Genomic DNA, 18,372 nt, shown 5'->3' on the forward strand with positions numbered 1-18,372 from the left:
AAAGAAGACGGGATATTCCCGTGTTACCACTTCTGTTCGCCTGCCCCTCGCGGGAACCGGCCTCTGCGGGTACGGGACGGCTCTTCATAGCTCCGCGTCCTTATACCCTTCCGCTGTAACAGGCGGCCCTGTCACGTCTTATCGCAGATTCTCTGTGCTCTGCGTTCATCCGTACCGCTCGGAAACCATCTTCAGCCGCTTTGCCTTCATCCCTCTCAGCTTCCGGGAATTCTCTGTAAAAAGCGCATTCAGCCTACTCTTTTCTTCATAGCGTTTGCAGTAAATATGCGGTTTTCATATAAATGAGCGTAACACGCAAGAATAGCTTTGTCAAGCCGTTTTCTCTTTTGTTTTCTCTGCAGCTTCTTGCCCTGTCCTCCATTCGTTCCGCTCGCAGCGCTCCTCATGTGCTACTGCTCTTCTCTTCCGTATTTCTCAAAATACTCCCGGGCCTGTTCCGGCGTCAGGAAAAACCTTCGCTCCAGCTTGGAAAGAATCCGCTTTTTCGGGATATTTTCTTCCAAATTGTCCAGAATAAAGGCACAAATTCCTTTCTGAATTCCTTTCTGAATTCCTTGCTGCAGTCCCTGTTCCAGCCCTTGTTGCAGCCCTTGTTCCAACCCTTGCTGCAGTCCCTGTTCCAGCCCTTGTTGCAGTCCTTGTTCTAACCCCTGTTCCAAGCCCATGGCCCGGCCTTCTTCCAGGCCCATCTCAATCGCTTCTTTCCGGAGATATTCTCTCTCCGCCTTCTCATCATACTCTGTCAGCAGCATCTTACGCACCTCCATTTTGCTCTTCCTGAGAATATCCTCTAATATTCCCCGATTCATGCAGGCTTCGATTCCCTGTTCCACAGCGTCTTCCAGCACCATTCCCGCTCTCAGGTTCCGGCGGATTTCTTCTATGAATTCAGAATAATCCTTAAGCCTGCGGCAGCGTTCCATGATTGCCTGATTGTGTCCGTAATTAATATTAAGTACAACAGCTCTGCATTCCAGACTGGGAAGTTCGTCCTTTCCCTGGCTTTGAAAAGAGTCTGACAGCAGAAGCTGTATCTGATCAGGTTCCTCTTTTGTACCATTGTAGAATACCACATACCTGGGAAACGGCAGCGGCAGCCTTCTCCCGGTTCCGGTCAGACGGTAACCATTCTCCTCCAGATAACGCTGGTACAGTTCCGCGAAGTACAACAGCCCTCTCAAAGGCATATTTTCATTCCATGTGCTCTGATGTTCATACAGATTCACAGTCGCGCCCAGGAGAAATGACAAATCATTTTTCATGCCAAGATAAAGCACATCCTCCAGCGTATTGATTTCCAGCTCTTCTGTATCCTGGTATTCCGTCCCGTTTATCGCATTGTAAAGCTCCAGCAAATCCCTTTTATTCTGAAAGACGAAGCGGAACAGCCTGTCTTTATATTTGCGGTTTATCCTTTGTGCCGTTCTGAATTTATACCGCTTTCTTTTCACCCGGTTGGTTTCTCCTTTCATTATACGTTTTTAATATCCGGCCTGCAAGATCAGAATGCGGCAGTCATAGGCATCAACTCCTTCTTCTGTTACTGCTCACTTCGTTCACAGTAATCTCCGTTTTTATTTGAGGCTTTGGGAATAGGAAAACAGAACTGTTTTCCCGGGCAGATCGATCATCTGCAATATCAGAATACCACAGCCGGGAACTACGCACAACTGCTTTTATTTCTTTTCATCCTTCCTCTGGGGCTTCTTGCAGGCATAAGCTTCCTCTGCTATAGTATATACAGGATTTTTACACAGAAGGAAATCGAACCTAAAGGAGAACCTGTTATGTCAAAAAAGACGTTATCACCTGAGCAGAAGCGTCTGGATACGGATATCTGGATCATTGCGCTGGTTACCCTGGCCGTTTTCTGCCTTTATGCCGCAATGGGAAATCAGTTAACCCAATTTGTCCTGGACAGCGGCCGCCCCATTTTTCCCCGGCTGCTGGTGAACGCCGGTATTCAATACGGCGTCGCCGGACTCGGCATCACGATTGTCTGTATTCTCCGCAGGGAGGCATTTTCCTCCTTCGGACTCAGAAAAGAACAGGCTGGAAAAGCTGTTCTGGGAACCATACTTGTCTTTCTTCCCCTCCTCTGCTGCCGGTATCTTTCGGGGCAGATAGAAGGCTGGCAGCCCTTCAGTATCTTAATCACAGAAGATGTGCTGAACAGCGGTTTTCCCCTTTCAGTTCTGGGAATGGCAGTAATTATCCTGGTCTGGGGATTTTTTGAAGGTTTTAACTACGCAGTCATCAGCGAAAAGATAAACCGCAGATATCCTCCTGCCGGACTCTGGCTGGATATGGGCGCTGTCATCTGCGCCGCTGCCTGTCTGCTTCTTCATCCCTTCAACACTTCCTTCTGGGGAATCGTTGAGCTTATCACCACTTTCACGGCTATCTATGGAATGCTGATAGTAAAAAGGCAGACCGGAAACGCCTGGGGCTGTGTTTTCGCTTTCTGCTTTATCTGGAATGCCTTTTAAATTTCCAGTTTTCTTCCAGATATGCCGATAAAATACTTTGTTTTCTCTTTTTTTATAAACTTTTAATAATTTAACGCCAAAAAATCTGATTTTTCTCTTGACAAGCGGTGCTATAATAAAACTGTAATTAAATAACGAACACTTAACAATACCTGTTTGTTCTGCAAAGTGGAAGGCTGCTAAGCGATTCAGATTTTTGGAGGAAAAGATAAATGAATACTTTAAAAGCTGAAAAAAGAGACATGACAACAAAAGCCAAGAAACTTAGAAGAGAAGGTTATGTAACGGGCGTTATCTACGGCCGCGAGATGGCGGAATCCATTCCGCTCAAAATCGAAAAACCCGCTGTAGAGCGAATCCTTAAGACAAACGGCAAAGGAAGCCAGGTAATGCTGGAAGTAGACGGCCAGACCTATGACGCTCTGATCAAGGAAATTGATTTTGATACCCTGAAAGGGCAGCTTCTGGAAATTGACTTCCAGGCTCTGGTAAGCAATGAAAAGGTACATTCTGTAGCTGAAATTATCCTTTTAAATCATGAAGCTGTTCAGGGCGGCGTGATCCAGCAGATGCTGCAGGAAGTTTCCTACAAAGCTCTGCCCGCCGCATTAATAGATAAAATCCGGGTGGATGTAAGCAGCATGAAGGTGGGCGACACCCTGAAGGTGGAGGATCTGGACATTGCAAAGAATCCGGATATTGATCTTCAGACTCCGCTGGACGCTGTGATTGCTACTGTTATCGAGGTTCACAATGCTCCTGCGGAAGATGAGGGTGAAGAAGATACCTCAGAGGCTTAAAGCCCTGCATATCTGCTTCACAGAGTATACCGGCAGTTAAGGCCGGAGATATGGCTGAACTAAAATTTTATACCGGCATGGTTCTCAAAAGGACCATGCCGGTTTTTATTTCCCCCGTTTTTTATTTTCCACGGCTTTTCCGCTTCCAGCCTTCCGGCCTGCCTTTTGCTAATCACAGGCTCTGCCCAGCAGAATGCCGCAGACGAATGCGGCCACAGCGAAAATCAGCAGCAAAGGCAGCACATCCTCCAAGCGGAAGGTGTTTTCCGTCATCAGCCTGTAACCCCAGAAAGCTGGAAACAGCTTTCCCACAGCCTCGAAACCTGCCGGAAGCAGCTCACCCGGAAACATGATCCCGGAAAGCAGGATGGAAGGCAGGAACACAAGAATGGAAAACATTGACGTTTGCGTCTGATCCTTTACCGCCAGTCCGATGACGGACGCGGCGCTTAAGGAAATCAGGATAAACACAGCAAGGCCCGCAAAATACGCTCCTGGATTTTCCGGAATTTCAGCGCCAAAAGCAAGAGGCGCCGCCGCATAAAGAATCACGCTCATCATAAACAGGTGTATAAACGCCGAAATATTTGTTAATACAAGACCGAGACAGAACGGAACCCCATTTACCCTGTAAACCTTCCGGATTCCGCCGCTGTAGATTTCCACCAGAGAAGGCGGAAGGCCAATCAGCGCTCCCATAGATACGCCAAACACTGTCATGGACTGAATCAGCGTCTTTCCCGCATCAGGCATGACCGCCGTAAAGATGCCTCCCATCAGAACGAAAAACAAAAGCGGAACGATATAGCAGGTAATAAGCAGCGTTTTGCTCCGTATATCCATCTTCCACTGCAGCGATATTCCGTACAGAAAAGCTCCCATGTGTCATCCTCCTTTTGCGATTTTCATAAAGTGCTGTTCCAGCGTTCCCCGGTCCGTCCTGATCTCCAGAATATCCGTTCCACTCTCCCTGTACCGGGCAAGCAGCGAAAGCAAGGCGTCTCTGATATTATCCGTTTCATAAGCATCAGTTCCGCACGCCGTCCGGACAGAAATATGGTAATGTTTTCCCACTTTTTCATGCAGTTCTCCCACCGTGCCGGTAAAAGCTATCTTCCCCTCTGTCAGAATCCCTATCCGGTCGCAGAGACTTTCCACCTCAGCCATGTCGTGGCTGGCCAGCATGATGGTCTTCCCACGGGCCTTCAGCTTCCGGATCTGTGCGTGAAGGGAAAGCCTTCCTTCCACATCCAGGCCCGCCGTGGGCTCATCCAGAAAAAGAATATCCGGATTTCCGATCAGCGCCAGAGCCAGGTGAAGACGCCGTTTCTGGCCTGTGGACAGCTGATAATACTGCTTCTTTGCCAGTCCATCAATCCCCAGAGCAGCAAGCATCTCCCTGTCAGGCGCGGTTTTATTCCATCCGGCAAAAAGCTTTACCGCTTCCATAGCCCGGATATGCTCTGGCAGAGAAGCGGATTGAAGCTGAATCCCCATTCTGCCATGAACCGCAATGCTGCCAGCGTCACATTTCCTCAGTCCCTCTATACACTCCAGGGCTGTGGTCTTTCCCGCGCCGTTTACACCGAGCAGCGCGAAAATCTCTCCCTGACGCACACGAAAATCGAGACCTTTCAGCACCTCATGCGCCCCATAGCTTTTCCTTAATCCCCTGATTTCTACGGCATTTTTCATGGCGCTTCCTCCCCGAACGGATCTGTCCCCAGCCCGGAAAAATATACGTCCAGTACCTGCTCAATATATCCGTTCGCAGCCTCCTGCTTCTCCTTCCACTTCGGGTTGGTGTTCACAGTCTGTCCGAATTCCACCAGCTTTGAGAGCATGCTCATGTCACCGCCGGTAAATTCTGTAATCATATCCCAGTAGTCTTTCGCGAATTTCTGTCCTTCTTCACTGTCCGCAGGGCTGCCTGCGTTCCGAAGCTGCAGCGCCCTGTCCTGAAGCTTTATAAAACGATCCATAAACGCCTGTCCGCTGTCCTTATCAAAACGGCCTCGGATGTGATCCAGCATCTGATCGTCAAAATGCTTAATCAGCCAGTAGAATTCATTTTTCATCCGCAGATTTACAATAATATCCGCGTATTTTTTGAAATCCACAGACTGCATCTGGAGCACTTCTTCCCGCAGCGCCTCCAGCTCCCTTAAGGATTCCGACAGTTCTTCTATCTTATTTCGGACAGCAGACGCCTGATCTTCCAGGGCCTCCGCCACCTCTGCCGGAGTATCAAGAGAGATGAGCCTGTTTTTGATATCATCCAGAGAAAAGCCAAGATTCTTCAGGGACAAAATCTGATGAAGCTTTACGATATCCTTATCTGTATAGAGTCTCCGTCCACCCTCGCTCAAAGCGGACGGAGACAACAGGCCCTCTCTGTCATAATGCTGCAGTGTCCGCACAGTAACACCCATTCTTTTCGCGGCTTCCCCCACCGTCATATAGCCTTCCGGTATCGCTCTGTATTTTTCCATTTCCGTTTTACCTCCTGACTGAAAGTATAACTCATTACGCTGCGTCACAAGCAAGCCCCTTTTCAAAGCAGACGCAAAAATTTTTTCTTTGAAATCTCCGCAGACCGGGTGTTCCGCCTCAAACTGCTTTTCTCCCAGGACTTTAATTGCTGTTCTTCTCATAAGATCCTATAAGATTTTTTCAGGTGAACGCAATTGAAATTTGTCAAAAAAAGACTGGAAACGGGGCGGAAGCCTTCCACAATCCTTCTGTTTCTCTTCCTTTTTCCAGCGCTGCTGCTCTGTGCGCTTTTCCTTTTTCTCTGCACGGACGGAGAAAAGGAGCAGACAGCCGATGAAGCCTTCAAAACCTTTACCAGCAGGCTTTTCCTGTCAAACGTATCTTCCAACACACTGACGCTTCACTATACACTGGCTGACCCGGAAGCCGCAGGCATCACAGACGCTCCTGTGTCCTTCGGAGAATATTCTGCCTCCGCAAAGGAGCGCTCCGCAGCCGCTTTGGAAAACGCGCTGGATACCCTGTGTTCTTTCCCGAAGGAAGAACTGTCTGCCTCCAACCGTCTGACCTATGACATTCTCCGAGTGCAGATTCAGAGCGAGCTGGCCCTTGCCGAATATCCTTATTATGAAGAGATTTTAAGCCCTCTGCTTGGAACCCAGGCCCAGCTTCCTATTCTGCTGGCTGAGTACAGCTTTTCCTCCAGGGAAGACATCGAAACCTATCTGGCTCTTCTGGAACAGATCGATTCCTACTATGAAAGCCTGCTTGCTTACGAGAGGGAAAAGGCAGAAGCAGGCCTTTTTATGCCGGAGGAGACTGCAGAGGCTGTAATCACCCAGTGCCGGGATTTTGTCTCCGATCCCGGCAGCCATTTTCTGCTGTCTTCCTTTGAGGAACGTCTGGCCCAGGCGGATTTTCTTTCTGAAGAAGAACGGAAAACCTATGCGGAAGCCAACCGGGCCCGCGTCATCGGTCATGTGCTTCCTGCCTATGAGCTCCTGGCAGACGGTCTGGAAGAGCTCAAAACATGCGGCACAAACCCTTACGGCCTCTGCTATTATCCGGAAGGAGCCGCCTATTATGAAGCCCTCATAGACTGCACCATTGGCTCCGGGCGCAGCATGACAGAAATCCGGAATCTCATCGACGGGCAGCTTCTGTCCGATGCCCGGCTAATGGCAGATATCATTACCAGGCGGCCCGAGCTTCTGACTCACCTTTCCCGCCCGATAGAATCCCAGGCTCCGGAGGATATTCTGGCAGAACTGCAGGAAGCTATCCAGGCAGATTTTCCCGCCGTAAATTCCGCCTCCTGTACCGTCAAATACGTGGCCCCTTCATTGGAAAGCTACTTAAGCCCTGCCTTTTATCTGACGCCGCCTCTGGATCAGATGAACAGGCATGTCATCTACATCAACCAGGGCGCTGATTACGATGAGCTGACGCTTTTCACGACCCTGGCCCATGAGGGCTGGCCCGGCCATCTCTATCAGACTATGTATGAGGATTCACTGAAGCTTGATCCGGTACGAAATATTTTCTATTTCGGCGGATATGTGGAAGGCTGGGCTGCCTATGCGGAACGATACGCCTACCGCTTTACCTCTCTGGATTCTGATTCCGCGGAGCTTCTGGCCGCCAATTCTTTTCTGCTCCTGGGCCTGTACGCCAGGGCCGACACAGGCATCCACTACGAAGGCTGGAAGCCGGAGGATCTGGCCGCTTATCTCGAAGCTTTCGGAATCACCGATGAGACGGCCCTGGACTCCATCTATCAGGCCATCGTCCAGAATCCGGCCAATTATCTGAAATATTATCTGGGCGCCGTGGAGATCCTGGAATTAAAAAAAGAAGCACAGGAGACCTTCGGAGAGCATTTTGCCATAAAGGACTTTCATGAATTTATTCTTTCCATCGGACCCGCTCCCTTCTCTGTGATCCGGGATTATCTTTACGGCTGGACGGGAACAGACTGAAATACATCTGGGCGGAGTGCGCCGGATCAAAACAGGCGGGGCAGCAGACAGAACTCTTTCCGTCTGCTGCCCCGCCTATTTCATCATTCCGGCCAGCCAGATACTGGCCGCCACCCCCACCAATGTGGCCAGCAGAGCTCCGGCCAGCGTGTAGCGCGTCTTCTTTACCTTTGCCGTCATAAAGTACACACTCATCGTATAAAAAATCGTCTCCGTACATCCCATCAGAATCGATGCTGTAAGACCCAGATAGGAGTCCGTCCCGTATTCCTTAAAAATATCCAGCGCCAGCCCTGTAGCCGCCGATGCGGAAAACATCCTCACAATCGTAAGGGGAACTAATTCTGACGGAAAATGGACTAATTCTGTCATCCGTCCCAATGTTTCTGACAGAAAATCCAGAAAACCGGAGGCCCGGAGCACCCCCACTGCCACCATCAGCCCCACCAGCGTGGGCATAATCTGAAGCACTGTCTGGAACCCGTCTTTTGCTCCTTTTACAAAATCGTCATAAACCGGGCGCCGGGCCAGAAGCCCATGGGCCACCACATAGAGGATCAGAAACGGAACCAGCATATCGGATATGTAGAGAAGAATCTGAATAATCCTATTCACGTCCTGCGCCTCCCATCCATCATCTTGCAGAATACCACCGCAGCTATCGTGCTCAGCAGAGTGGCCGCAAGGGACGGCGCTATGACTGCCGCCGGATTCACGCTTCCGTACTGGCTCCGGTAGGCGATAATGCTGACAGAGATCAGCTGCAGAGACGAAATATTCAAAATCAGGAAGGTACACATCTCATTGCTGGCCACGCCTTTAGGCACAGCCTTTCTTCCGCCCACCGGATGTGTTTTCCGTTCCTCCTCCAGATCTTTTAATGATTCCATGGCCTTCAGCCCTGCCGGAGTCGCGGCCCAGCCAAGGCCGAATACATTGGCGATAATGTTGGCCGTGATGTATTCTCTGGCCTTATGTCCTTTGGGAAGTCCCGGAAACATGAAACTGATAAAGGGCTGGATCTTTTTTGTGGCCCGTCCGATGACTCCGCTTTTCTGCGCGATCTCCATCAGTCCTACCCACAGAGACATAACTCCTGTCATGGTGATACACAAAGTCACGGCTTCTTTGGCAGAATCAATGGCCGCTGAAGTAATTTCCGGCAGCCTTCCGTTAAAAGCGCCATAGACAATTCCCAGCAAAAGCATGGCGCCCCACAGATAGTTCAACATTCCTTATTTTCCTTTTCTATTGTTTTGTACAGTATATTTTCTGTGATTTTCTTCTATGTTTTGTTTTTCGTCTCACATTTTTGTCGAAATTTGCCTTTTCCATCCCCTGTTTTTTCTCTCAATTTACTTTATATGACTATGAATTCCATAATTATCAATTTTCAAAAATAATTTCTCTCCGATTAGTGAAATTTCTATTGGAATCTTGTCGTTTTTTTGTTATACTAGAGGTTATCAAGTGTTACCATCATATAAGGAGGAGAAGCAATGAAGAACACCGGAGTAGTCAGAAGGCTGGATGAACTGGGACGTATCACGCTTCCAATGGAATTACGTAAAGTATTCGGCATTGAAGAACGCGATTCTCTCGAGATCTATGTTGAAGATGACAAAATTATTTTGAAAAAGTATGCACCGACGGATATTTTCACTGGAGAACGCGAAGACCTCATTGAATATCATGGCAAATTGGTTTCAAAGAAGTCTATCGAAGAATTAGCGAAGAAAGCTGGTTTAATCTAATAAATATCCGTACAAAAACCGGCAGCCATAAGTTCCATCATGGTTACCGGTTTTTGATGCTATAGATACAGGACATAGTCTGACAGAAGTGGGAATCCTGCGGCGCAGGATTCTTTTTTACGCCTTCTCCTCTTCTGTGAGCAGAGCCTGATAGATCTCTCTGCGCGGCACTCCCCGATCCCGGGCTGCCAGCCGCATAGCTTCTTTTCTGGAATTCCCCTGGGACTCGTACATTTCCACATGCTCCCGGGGACTCATTTCTTTCCAGGCTTCCTGCTTTTCCTTCAGAATCTCTTCCGCAGCCTTCCCCTCGATCACGAGCACACACTCTCCCCTCGGTTCCTGCTCCCGATAATGGGAAAGGGCCTTCTCAAAATCTGTCCGGAAAATTGTCTCATGCTTCTTGGTCAGCTCACGACAGACAGATATTCGTCGGTTTCCGAGTGTCTCCAGAAGCTCCTCCAGAGTCCGCACCAGACGGTGGGGCGCCTCGTAAAGCACAATCGTCCGGGTCTCACTTTTCAACTCCTCCAGCACCTTACGCCGTTCCTTTTTATCCGCAGGCAGAAAGGCCTCGAAGGCAAAGCGTCTCGTACCAAGGCCGGAAAGCGTCAGCGCCGTCACACAGGCGCAGGCTCCCGGAAGGGCTGTTACCGTGATCCCGGCCTCCGCGCACATTTTCACCAGTTCCTCGCCCGGATCGGAAATTCCAGGCATTCCCGCGTCCGTGATTAAAGCGACATTTTTCCCTTCCTGCAGCCGGGATACCAGTTCCCTTCCTCTGTCGAATTTATTATATTCATGATAGCTGACCATAGGCGTATGTATCTCGAAATGATTCAGCAGCCTGATGCTGTTGCGCGTATCCTCCGCCGCGATCAGATCCACTTCCTTCAGTATCCGGACAGCCCGGAAGGTCATATCCTCCAGATTTCCGATTGGCGTCGCGCACAAATATAAGGTTCCCTGCATCTTTTACTCCTCTGTCTGTACAGGCGCAGATGGAACTTCTCCGCTCTCACCGGCAGTCCCTGAGGCCCCTGCGTTCTCCGCGGGAGACTGTTCTGTTCCTTCCGTTTCCCCGCTGCTTTCTGCTTCCGCGGCGGCCTGCGCCGCCTCCTGTTCGGCTTCCAGCTCCGCGGCTTCCCGGGCGGCCCGCGCCGCTTCTTCGGCTGCTTTTGCTTCCTCAGGAGTCAGAAGCCCCCCTTCCGTATAGGAACACTTCGCGTTCCAGAGAAGCCATTCCGTGCTGCCGTTATCATAGACCGCCTGAATCTGCTGGCGGATCTGCTCCGGACCATAGGTCTGGTGCGCGCTCAGCCAGGTGGCTGTGAAATCCTGAAGCCAGGGCCGTACCTCTGCTTTCTTCGTACCCTCCGGAATCTCTGCCAGCCTTTCCGCGGATGCCTGCATCGCTCCCGTGATGGTCTCGTAGGGCTGCAGATCCGGATGGGCCAGACCATAGACCCCGTCGTTATAATGAGAAGGATAAATCATCGGGCAGATGTAATCCAGATGCTCTGCCATAGCCTGGTAATCCTGACCCACAATCTCAGCATCCGTCTCATTGTCAATCACCGTGCCGAAAACATCGGCCGACACCTTTACATTCAATGGAGAAAGATTCTCATAAGCGTAAGCGGTAAACTCCGTAATCACATCCGTCTTGGATTTCTCCAGAGAAGTCTCTCCATAGTCGGCTTCCTCATCCGAAATCTCGGTGGGGAAACGGATATAATCAAACTGAATCTCATCAAAGCCCGCAGCAGCAGCCTGCTTTGCCACCGCCAGCAGATAATCCCACACCTCCTGCCGGTAGGGATTGACCCAGGCCAGACCATTCTTATCTACAAATACGCCGCCGTCCTTTCTCTGAATACAGAGATCCGGGCGTCTGGACGCCAGAATAGGGTCCTTAAACGCCACGATCCGGGCAATCAGATAGACATCCTCTGCTTTCAGCCTCTGTACCAGCCCCGGAAGATCCGCAATATACCGCACATCCGCTTCCAGCTCCTGCACCATGGGCTCTTCCATCTGATAGGTGACAATTCCCTCATCATTTTTAATATCAATCACCATGGCATTCAGCTCGCTGTCCCGGACAAGCTGTATGAGATTTTCCATTTTCGCATGACCGGCCATGGGACCTGTCACATAGATTCCCTTTACCGGTTCCGGCGGTTCGACTTTTTCTGTATCTTTGGCTTCCTCGTTTTCTTTTGTATCCTTGGTATCTGTGGTTTTTTCGTTTTCTTCTGTATCTTTGATTTCTTCTGTCTTTCCTGTCTCTTCAGAAGCCATGTCCGTCTTCTCCTGCCCGTCCGATCCAGACACTTCTTCCTGCTCTGTCACCGTCTGCGCCTGCTGAGCCTCCGGCACTTCACTCTCCGTCTCCCCGCAGCCGGATAACAGAAAAAGGGCCGCTGCCAGCGCCCCGATCACTGCCATCCCTTTTTTCATAGCCTGTTCTCTCCGCAATCAGTATCCATAAATCTCGTAAATTTCTTCCATATAAACGCCCGGTTCCCGGTACACGATGAGAGGCTTCTCCACCGTCATCCGGGGTCTGCCTCCCCGGCAGGCCTCCAGGAGCACCATATTGGGCTCCCGGTCCACATAAGGGTAGACCAGGCGCATCCTTTTCGGTTCCAGCTTGTACTTTCCCAGCGTCATGATAATCTCTGCCAGACGGAAAGGCCGGTGCACCAGATAGAAACGGCCCCCGGGTTTTAAGACCTTCGCCGCCTCCCTGGCCACATCCTCAAAGCTGCACAGAATTTCATGGCGCGCAATCGCTTTCGGAAGCTCGGGATTCTGAAGGCCGTGCTGATCCGTCATATAAGGCGGATTGCAGGTGACTACGTCAAAAGAGGCCGCTCCAAACAGGGAAGCCGCCTCCTTGATATCGCCCTCTACGATGGAAACGGAATCTGTAAGCTCATTCAGCTCCACGCTGCGTCTGGCCATATCGGCGCTTTCCTTCTGAATCTCAAGTCCAGTAAAATTCCGTCCCTTTGTCTTGCCCCTCAGGAGAATCGGAATAATGCCGGTGCCAGTGCCCAAATCCAGCGCCCGTTCCCCTTCTTTCACCCGGGCAAAGCCCGAAAGAAGAACCGCATCCATGCCAAAACAGAATCTTCCCGGATTCTGAATGATCCGGTACCCGTTCCGCTGCAGCTCGTCCAGCCGCTCCCCGTCTTTCAGCTCAATCATCATCCAGTTTCGATTTCCTCTCCTGCTTTTCCAGAGCCTCCAGTTTTTTCAGCTCCTTATCGGACACGCCGCCCTTTTCCTTTTTCTTCCTGGGCCGGAATTTCAGTTCCTCCACCGGGTACTCCCGAATCTCCTTCTCGTCTCCTTCCAGGGTCACGACCACCTTTACCTTCTGGCGCAGCACATTCACGCTCTGCACTTCACCCTTCAGGCCGTCTGCCGTCGTCACAGAATCCCCGTTGCCCGGGAGGCGGCTGTTCAGCTCCTCGTAGGTCTCCTGCTCATGCTTCAGACAGCACATCAGGCGGCCGCAGACGCCGGAGATCTTCGTGGGATTCAGGGACAGGTTCTGCTCCTTCGCCATCTTGATGGAAACCGGCACAAACTCGGAAAGATGCGTATGACAGCACAGGCTTCTTCCGCAGATGCCGATGCCTCCCAGAATCTTCGTCTCATCCCGGACTCCGATCTGACGCAGCTCAATTCTCGTACGGAACACACTGGCCAAATCCTTAACCAGCTCCCGGAAATCGATCCGTCCGTCCGCCGTAAAGTAAAACAGCACTTTATTGTTATCAAACGTATACTCTGCCTGAATCAGTTTCATCTCCAGGCCGTGCTTTTTGATTTTTTCCTGACAGATCCGGAACGCTTCCCTCTCCTTGACCCGGTTGGCAGCTTCCTTCGCGTCATCCTCCGCAGTCGCGATCCGGATCACCGGCTTGAGCGGCTGCACAATCTTTTTATCCTCTACCTCTTTTGTACCGACCACAACGCTTCCATACTCCACGCCTCTGGCCGTCTCCACAATCACATGCTTCCCTCTGGGAATATTCAGCTTTCCGGGCGAGAAGTAATAGATTTTCCCCGCAGTCCGGAATCTGACGCCTATGACCTTTTCCATGTTAATTCTCCTTTATCGTCAGCATGAGAAGCTCTATCGTCAGCTCAAAGCTCACATTTGCCTTCAGACGGGTTTTCGCTTTCTCCAATGCATTTAAAATATGCTCCAGGCCCTCATAGGAACTTTTCGAGGCCTGCGCGCTGATGTAATTAATTTCATCTGAAAATATCAGGCTGTCAATCTGTCTTGTAGCCTTGAACAGCAGTACGTCCCGGTACCAGAGCGCCATCAGGTCCAGATAATCTTCTATATCCGCCTTATACTCCCCTGCTCTCCGCACTGCGTCCGTGATTTCATATATTTCCATATCATTCAGATGACGCAGAAGATGCACCACCTGATCCTTCAAGTCCTGAAAATGATCCGATTCAGCCAGCCGTTTGGCTTTGCCCACGTTTCCCCTGGCGAAAGCTGTGCATACCTCCGCCTGATAATCCGGCACATGCAGTTCCTCCATCAGATATTTCCGAATCTGCTCATCCTTTACCGGCCGCAGCTTCAGAGTCACGCAGCGGGAAAGGATGGTTGGAAGAAAAGCCTCCGAATTCTCCGTAAGCAACAGAACGATTCCATAAGCGGGCGGCTCTTCTATTGTCTTCAGAAGAGCATTCTGGGCCTGTACTGTCATCTTTTCCGCTTCATCCACAATATAAATCTTCCAGGGACTGCTGTAGGGACGTATGAGGATATCACTGCACAGCTGATCCCGGATATCATCCACACCGATAGAGCCTGGCTTCTCATGCGTTACCCGGATAATGTCCGGCTGATTCCGGCTTTCCGCCTGAATACAGGAGTGGCATTTCCCACAGGGCTCCGTGCCGCCCTGTTCGCACTGAAGGGTCTGAGCAAAGGCTGACGCCAGAAGCATCTTGCCGGCCCCCTCCTCGCCATCCAGAATATAGGCGTGGGAAACCTTATTCAGACGGATTGCGTTCTGTAAATGCTCTATGATCTGTTCATGTCCGATGATTTCTGAAAATCCTGCCATATATTCTTCCCTCCCCTCGCGGATTGTCCACAGCTATGTTCAGTATAACACAGTTTTTTTATAAAAAACAGTCTTTTTCCGCTTACAGACTGGCCTGGATATAGGAATTTATTTCCTCGATGCACTCCTTCAGATCCCGGTTATAAAACCGCTTCTGGATGCCGGCCTCCTGTATCTTTTCTTCCGAAAAATCCTCGCTGTCCGCCAGAAACCGCCGGCAGAGCTCCGCATAGCGGGGCTCCTCCTGGGCTCTCTCCCGGTCAAGGGCCCGCTGCAGGCGCTCTCCGTCCTCCACCTCGATATAAAGGGGCACCACTTTATCCGCCCCATAATAATTCCTCAGAGCCCGGAAAGATTCCAGCACTCCTACTCCGATATAATCATGCTGCTCCAGATCTGTCGCTTCCGTATCCGCCGTAAAATACTTCCAGATCCCGTGAACCGTGTGATAGGCCCGAAGCTCAATCACCCTGTTCTCCGCTTCCAGCTTCGAAAGCCCATCTTCATCGGTAAAATGATACTGCACTCCCGGAGTCTCACCGACACGCATGGGACGCGTGGTATACAGAACCAGAGGCTCCAAATTCAGTTTCCTGTTCTCCAGCAGACTCTGAAAAATCGTATCCTTCCCTGTGGAGCTCTTGCCGATGATATAAAATAATTTTCCCATTTCTTCATTTCTCCTCGTATCTTTCAGAAGCTTTGGAGGCCCAGGCTTCCAGCCTGCTGCCGGGCCGCGGACGAGGACCGGCTGTCACTTCCGTTATCTCTCCCTGACTATGGGCAGCTCCCTGCCTTCCCTCAGGCCGTGCACGGCAAAACCGGCTTCCAGCCATTCCCCGATCCGGCAGACCGCCTCTTCCGTAATCCGCTCTCCCGGCACAAGCAGCGGAATCCCGGGGGGATACAGGTACACATAATCCGCCGCGATCCCTCCCGCGGCGGCCGAAAAGGAGCAAAGCTCCTTTTCTCTCTCCGCCGCCTCCGCAGCCGTCAGGACAAAGGGAAGCCGGGGAATCCCGGCTTCCCCCGGGAACCGTCCTGTCTTTTCCCTGCATCCTGCGTATTCTCTGTCCAGTTCATGGAGCGCTCTGCTCAATCTGGAAAAGCCCTCCTCTGTATCAGCGATACTGGCGATACCGACCACATAATCCGGCCCGCTCATTTCCATCTGCAGATGGTACCGCTCCAGAAGAAGTTTCGAAAGGCGGCTTCCCGAAAGTCCTGTCCTCCGGGCAGAAATCAGAAGCTTGCTCCGGTCAAAATCACAGGCGCCGGCTGCCCGTCCGTTCCCTTCCGGTTCTCTTCCTGCCGTTTCTGCCAGATAGCCGGCAGCCATATCATCCCCGGCCAGGTACAGTGTTTTCAGATCCCGGCAGCTTTCCCGGAAGGCAGAAAGCCCCTTGACATGTTTCCGGAAAAGCTCCGTTCCCTTTCGCTCCAGCAGATCCACGCAGGCATCGATGGATGCCATCAACACATAAGACGGGCTGCTGCTCTGATATACCGAAAGGAAATGCCGGATTCTCTCTCTGTCCACCAGTCTTCCCTGAATATGCAGAATCGCCGTCTGGGTCAGCGCAGGCAGCGTCTTATGTACGCTGTGAATCACCACATCCGCTCCGGCGCTCACCGCATCCTCCGGAAAATAATCTGAAAACGGAAAATGGGCCCCGTGAGCCTGATCCACGATCAGCGGGATTCCATGTCTGTGGCAGACCTCCGCGATCCCTCTCACATCCGAACAGACGCCGTCATAGGTAGGGGAGGTGATGATGACAGTCTGAACAGGATGTTCAGAGGCCCTCTCATCTCTGGCTCCATATTTCTCTGCCGCAGTATTCCGGTCTTTTTCCCCGGACTGCCGTTCCTCTTTCAGGAACTTTTCCACATCCTCCGGGCAGACCGCGCCGTTTATCCCCAGCGATGGAATCTGCTGTGGATAAAGATACTCCGCCTTCAGATTTCCCAGTTCTATGGCATGATACACGGACCTGTGGCAGTTCCGGGCCGCCAGAATCCGGCCTCCCCGGCGGGTGCAGCCTGAAATGGCGCTTAAGATCCCTGCCGTGCTTCCGCCCACCAGAAAATGAGTCTCCTCCGCTCCGTAAAGGCGCGCCGCCCGTTCCTGGGCCTTCGTCAGAATTCCATCCTCCTCCGGATGATGCAGATCATCAAAGCCGTCTATTTCCGTAATATCAAACCGGTATGGATTTTCGAACTGTCCCAGAAGCCGTTTATGCCCCGGCATGTGAAAGCCGTAATAATCTGACTCCCCATAAGCCTGAAGCTTCCGGTAAAGGGGACCTCCGAAATTCCTCTTTTCCTGTTCCGTACGCGTCATTTTCCTTTCTCTTTCTCCAAAAGGGCCGCCATATCCGGGAACGGCTGAAGACTCCGCTCCAGAATCCCCTTCATATAAGCAATCAGAATTCCATAATTTGTCATCGGCACGCCCTGGCTCTCTGCCATCTTAAGGCGGTACTGCATTTCCTGCTCATTCAGCATACAGCCTCCGCAGTGGACAATCATATGATACTCCTTTAGGTTCCGCTCAAAGCCAGTCCCGGAGGTAAAGACAAATTCCGGCTTCTTCCCCGTATAATTCTCAATCCAGCGGGGCAGTTTCACTGTTCCGATATCATCGCATTGGCGGTGATGGGTACAGCCCTCGGAAATCAGGATTTTATCCCCGTCCCGCAGCGATTCCAGCGCCCCCGCTCCCCGGACTGCCTGCGCAAGATTTCCCTTATACCGGGCAAACAAAATGGAAAAGGATGTGAGCAGAATGTCCTCCGGCGTATCCCGGTCCACAAGGCCGAACACCTGGCTGTCTGTAATTACCAGCTTCGGTTTTGTGCCAAGCTTTTTAAGAGTCTCCTTCAGTTCTTTCTCCCTCACCACCACAGATACGGCCCCACTCTCCAGCACATCCCGGATGGTCTGCTGCTGGGGCAGAATCAGGCGGCCCTTGGGCGCAGCCTTGTCAATGGGAACCACAAGCACCACCAGATCCTGCGGCTCCAGAAGGTCTCCCACCAGACGCTTCTCTTTTCCGGCCGGAACCATACGGGCCAGCCGTTCCTTCAGCTCCTGAATCCCTTCCCCTGTCCGGGCGCTGACCCGGATATGGCGCTCATCCTCCGGCTCCGCGCCGGAATTCTCTTCCCCGGCACTCTTTTCCTGTACCAGATCCCATTTATTGAAAACCACCAGATAAGGAAGCCTTCTCTTTTTCAGCTCCTCTTCCAGCCTCTCGTCCTCCGGACTCATTCCGGCAGTTCCGTCCACAATCAAAAGAGCGATGTCTGTCTTTTGCAGCACGTCCAGCCCCTTCTGCACCCGGAGGGCGCCCAATTCCCCCTCGTCATCCAGCCCCGGGGTATCAATCAGCATCACCGGCCCCAAGGGCAGAAGCTCCATGGATTTATATACAGGGTCCGTAGTCGTCCCCCGGACCGCTGACACAATCGCGATATCCTGATTCGTAACCGCGTTGATCACGCTTGATTTTCCCGCATTCCTTTTTCCAAACAGGCCGATATGCACCCGTTCAGAAGACGGCGTCTGATTCATTCCCATGCTGATACCTCCTCTGACCTTCCTCTGATGTCCATTGTTTCAACGCTATTCTACTATAAATTCCCGCAGGGGGCAAGGCAGGCCTCGAAAGCCGTCCGGAGTGGCCGGAGTGAAACTGCGGCGGCAGGAGGCTACGGCGGCAG

General features: G+C 51.5%; 18 protein-coding genes. 4 read left to right on the plus strand and 14 right to left on the minus strand.

Translation table 11 applies throughout. The features are described 5' to 3' along the window. Positions 1–410: 410 nt before the first annotated feature. Complete coding sequence (locus tag B5E82_RS09355; protein WP_087307298.1) at positions 411–1,472, minus strand: hypothetical protein; 1,062 nt, start codon at positions 1,470–1,472, stop codon at positions 411–413. A gap of 336 nt (positions 1,473–1,808) precedes the next feature. Here B5E82_RS09355 and B5E82_RS09360 point away from each other — a divergent pair, with 336 nt between their 5' ends. Together B5E82_RS09360 and B5E82_RS09365 are read left to right on the plus strand one after the other, a co-directional pair. Continuing rightward, positions 1,809–2,510 (plus strand): hypothetical protein, encoded by a 702-nt coding sequence (locus B5E82_RS09360; protein ID WP_087307299.1) that lies wholly within the window; start codon positions 1,809–1,811, stop codon positions 2,508–2,510. A 212-nt stretch (positions 2,511–2,722) separates the two neighbouring features. Then, positions 2,723–3,310, plus strand: a complete 588-nt coding sequence (locus tag B5E82_RS09365; protein ID WP_087307300.1) for a 50S ribosomal protein L25 — start codon at positions 2,723–2,725, stop codon at positions 3,308–3,310. 168 nt (positions 3,311–3,478) lie between these two features. Here B5E82_RS09365 and B5E82_RS09370 read toward each other — a convergent pair whose 3' ends face one another. The 3 genes from B5E82_RS09370 to B5E82_RS09380 are packed head-to-tail and all read right to left on the minus strand — an operon-like array spanning position 3,479 to position 5,802. Then, positions 3,479–4,192 (minus strand): ABC transporter permease, encoded by a 714-nt coding sequence (locus tag B5E82_RS09370; RefSeq protein ID WP_087307301.1) that lies wholly within the window; start codon positions 4,190–4,192, stop codon positions 3,479–3,481. Positions 4,193–4,195: 3 nt separating this feature from the next. Next, positions 4,196–5,005 carry an ABC transporter ATP-binding protein gene (locus B5E82_RS09375; RefSeq protein ID WP_087307302.1) on the minus strand — a complete coding sequence of 270 codons (810 nt, stop codon included), beginning with the start codon at positions 5,003–5,005 and terminating at the stop codon, positions 4,196–4,198. Beyond that, complete coding sequence (locus B5E82_RS09380) at positions 5,002–5,802, minus strand: MerR family transcriptional regulator (RefSeq protein WP_087307332.1); 801 nt, start codon at positions 5,800–5,802, stop codon at positions 5,002–5,004. Before B5E82_RS09380 ends, B5E82_RS09375 begins: the two co-directional genes overlap by 4 nt. 195 nt (positions 5,803–5,997) lie before the next feature. Between B5E82_RS09380 and B5E82_RS09385 the strand changes: the two genes are divergently transcribed. Further along, positions 5,998–7,782 (plus strand): DUF885 domain-containing protein, encoded by a 1,785-nt coding sequence (locus B5E82_RS09385; protein WP_087307303.1) that lies wholly within the window; start codon positions 5,998–6,000, stop codon positions 7,780–7,782. A gap of 75 nt (positions 7,783–7,857) precedes the next feature. On the opposite strand, the gene B5E82_RS09390 is transcribed toward B5E82_RS09385, so the two are convergent. Next, the gene (locus B5E82_RS09390; RefSeq protein WP_087307333.1) at positions 7,858–8,385 is read right to left on the minus strand and encodes a spore maturation protein; all 528 of its coding nucleotides are present in this window, start codon (positions 8,383–8,385) and stop codon (positions 7,858–7,860) included. An 8-nt stretch (positions 8,386–8,393) separates the two neighbouring features. Continuing rightward, positions 8,394–9,014, minus strand: coding sequence for a nucleoside recognition protein (locus B5E82_RS09395; RefSeq protein ID WP_087307304.1), 621 nt, complete (start codon positions 9,012–9,014; stop codon positions 8,394–8,396). A gap of 267 nt (positions 9,015–9,281) precedes the next feature. Here B5E82_RS09395 and B5E82_RS09400 point away from each other — a divergent pair, with 267 nt between their 5' ends. Continuing rightward, positions 9,282–9,536 carry an AbrB/MazE/SpoVT family DNA-binding domain-containing protein gene (locus B5E82_RS09400; RefSeq protein ID WP_087165455.1) on the plus strand — a complete coding sequence of 85 codons (255 nt, stop codon included), beginning with the start codon at positions 9,282–9,284 and terminating at the stop codon, positions 9,534–9,536. Positions 9,537–9,653: 117 nt separating this feature from the next. Here the strand turns inward: B5E82_RS09400 and rsmI are convergent, their stop codons facing one another. The 8 genes from rsmI to hydF all read right to left on the minus strand — a co-directional run bounded on the left by rsmI (position 9,654) and on the right by hydF (position 18,229). After that, positions 9,654–10,508: a 16S rRNA (cytidine(1402)-2'-O)-methyltransferase gene (gene rsmI / locus B5E82_RS09405; RefSeq protein ID WP_087307305.1), complete on the minus strand. Its 855-nt coding sequence runs from the start codon at positions 10,506–10,508 to the stop codon at positions 9,654–9,656. Positions 10,509–10,511: 3 nt separating this feature from the next. After that, positions 10,512–11,999: a putative glycoside hydrolase gene (locus tag B5E82_RS09410; protein WP_087307306.1), complete on the minus strand. Its 1,488-nt coding sequence runs from the start codon at positions 11,997–11,999 to the stop codon at positions 10,512–10,514. A gap of 18 nt (positions 12,000–12,017) precedes the next feature. Beyond that, positions 12,018–12,755 carry a tRNA1(Val) (adenine(37)-N6)-methyltransferase gene (locus B5E82_RS09415; RefSeq protein WP_087307307.1) on the minus strand — a complete coding sequence of 246 codons (738 nt, stop codon included), beginning with the start codon at positions 12,753–12,755 and terminating at the stop codon, positions 12,018–12,020. Beyond that, positions 12,745–13,656 carry a PSP1 domain-containing protein gene (locus B5E82_RS09420; protein WP_087307308.1) on the minus strand — a complete coding sequence of 304 codons (912 nt, stop codon included), beginning with the start codon at positions 13,654–13,656 and terminating at the stop codon, positions 12,745–12,747. The genes B5E82_RS09415 and B5E82_RS09420 overlap by 11 nt, the downstream gene beginning before the upstream one ends. A gap of 1 nt (position 13,657) precedes the next feature. Beyond that, a complete protein-coding gene (gene holB, locus B5E82_RS09425; RefSeq protein WP_087307309.1) occupies positions 13,658–14,647 on the minus strand; it encodes a DNA polymerase III subunit delta' in 990 nt (329 codons plus the stop codon). 82 nt (positions 14,648–14,729) lie between these two features. Then, positions 14,730–15,317 (minus strand): guanylate kinase, encoded by a 588-nt coding sequence (locus tag B5E82_RS09430; protein ID WP_087307310.1) that lies wholly within the window; start codon positions 15,315–15,317, stop codon positions 14,730–14,732. 93 nt (positions 15,318–15,410) lie between these two features. After that, the gene (locus B5E82_RS09435) at positions 15,411–16,991 is read right to left on the minus strand and encodes an aminotransferase class I/II-fold pyridoxal phosphate-dependent enzyme (RefSeq protein ID WP_087307311.1); all 1,581 of its coding nucleotides are present in this window, start codon (positions 16,989–16,991) and stop codon (positions 15,411–15,413) included. Continuing rightward, positions 16,988–18,229 carry a [FeFe] hydrogenase H-cluster maturation GTPase HydF gene (gene hydF / locus B5E82_RS09440; RefSeq protein WP_087307312.1) on the minus strand — a complete coding sequence of 414 codons (1,242 nt, stop codon included), beginning with the start codon at positions 18,227–18,229 and terminating at the stop codon, positions 16,988–16,990. The genes B5E82_RS09435 and hydF overlap by 4 nt, the downstream gene beginning before the upstream one ends. Between the last annotated feature and the right edge of the window lie 143 nt (positions 18,230–18,372).

The organism is Lachnoclostridium sp. An138, from assembly GCF_002160765.1.
In the GTDB taxonomy this organism is placed as follows: domain Bacteria; phylum Bacillota; class Clostridia; order Lachnospirales; family Lachnospiraceae; genus Laedolimicola; species Laedolimicola faecalis.